The 1381-nt window shown below is 68.3% G+C and carries 1 protein-coding gene and 2 pseudogenes; all 3 read left to right on the top strand.

From position 1 onward, the window contains the following. Positions 1–523, top strand: a pseudogene (locus tag DBV14_RS32955) (TolC family protein); the annotation flags it as partial. Positions 524–558: 35 nt separating this feature from the next. Further along, entirely contained in the window at positions 559–1236 is a 678-nt protein-coding gene (locus tag DBV14_RS32950) for a metalloregulator ArsR/SmtB family transcription factor (protein ID WP_124466412.1), read from the top strand. A gap of 52 nt (positions 1237–1288) precedes the next feature. Beyond that, a pseudogene (locus tag DBV14_RS32945) lies at positions 1289–1381 on the top strand (superoxide dismutase [Fe]); the annotation flags it as partial.

Here is a 1381-nt window from a genome sequence, read left to right as displayed (position 1 = left end):
GGCGCCACCACGGCCGAGCTGTATCCGCGCTTCGACATCGGCGGCTTCCTGGGCTTCGTCGCGCTGCGCGGCGCCGACCTGGGCAGTTCGTCGAGCCGCGCCTTCAGCGTGACGCCCGGCGTGAGCTGGCCCGCCCTGCGGCTGGGCTCGGTCAAGGCCCGCGTGCGTGGGGCCGAAGCCCGCGCCGAAGGCGACCGCGCGCTCTACGAGCAGACCGTGCTGCGCGCCATCGAAGACGTCGAAGGCGCGTTGACAGGCTACGGCCAGAACCAGCTGCGCCTGCAACGGCTGGTCGAAGCCTCGGCCCGAAGCGGCCGCGCCGCCGNNGCTGGCCGAAGTGCGCTACCGCGAGGGCGCCGCCCCCTACCTGAGCGTGCTCGACGCGCAACGCACCCTGCTGCGCGCACAGGACGCCGTGGCCGAGGCCGAAACCGCCTCGTACACCAGCCTGGTTGCGCTCTATAAGGCGCTGGGTGGCGGGTGGCAAGCACCTTTGGATGAAAGGGGCGGTCCAACCACCTGACAATGGCATTGATTCCCTCCACGATTGAACCCGCCATGTCCGTCCCAGATGCCAGCAGCAAGCCCACCTGGATGCCGCACCAGCCGGCAGACCGCATCCTCTCGACGCTCAAGACCCGCGGCGCGCTCGGCATTCCCGACATCGCCAAGGTGCTGAACGTCACGGTGGAAGCGGTGCGCCAGCAGATGGCCAAGCTGGAGGCCGACAAGCTGGTGGACGCCGAAAGCCGCCCCAGCGGGCGCGGCCGGCCCACGCAGATCTGGCGGCTCACCGGCGAGGGCCACAAGCGCTTTCCCGATACGCACGCCGAGATGACGGTGCAGATGATCAGCGCCGTCATCAGCGTGTTCGGCCAGAAGGGCATGGACCAGCTCATCGTTGCGCGCGAGAACACCATGCGCGCCAACTACACCGAGGCCATGCGCGGCGCGCGCAGCCTCAAGACGCGGCTGGAGCGGCTTGCCGAGATCCGCAGCCGCGAGGGCTACATGGCCGAGTTCCGGCCCGAGGGCGACGGCTTTCTCTTCATCGAGAACCATTGCCCCATCTGCACCGCGGCGCAGGCCTGCACGGGTTTCTGCCGCAGTGAACTGCAACTCTTCGACGAGGTGCTGGGGTCCGACGTGACCGTCAGCCGCGTCGAACACGTGCTCGCGGGCGCGCGGCGCTGCGCCTACCAGGTCACGCCGAAAACAGGCACGCCGCAGGCCTGAATCGCTTTATCTGTTTCTCCAACCAACCAATCAACCAACCGCAAGGACCCACATGGAACACAAGCTCCCTCCCCTGCCCTACGCCCTCGACGCGCTGGCCCCCGAGTACTCGCAAGAGACGCTGGAGTACCACTACGGCAAGCAC

The sequence above is a fragment of the Variovorax sp. KBW07 genome, from assembly GCF_003852515.1.
In the GTDB taxonomy this organism is placed as follows: Bacteria; Pseudomonadota; Gammaproteobacteria; order Burkholderiales; family Burkholderiaceae_C; genus Variovorax.
This window is presented reverse-complemented; position numbering and strand designations above follow the sequence as displayed.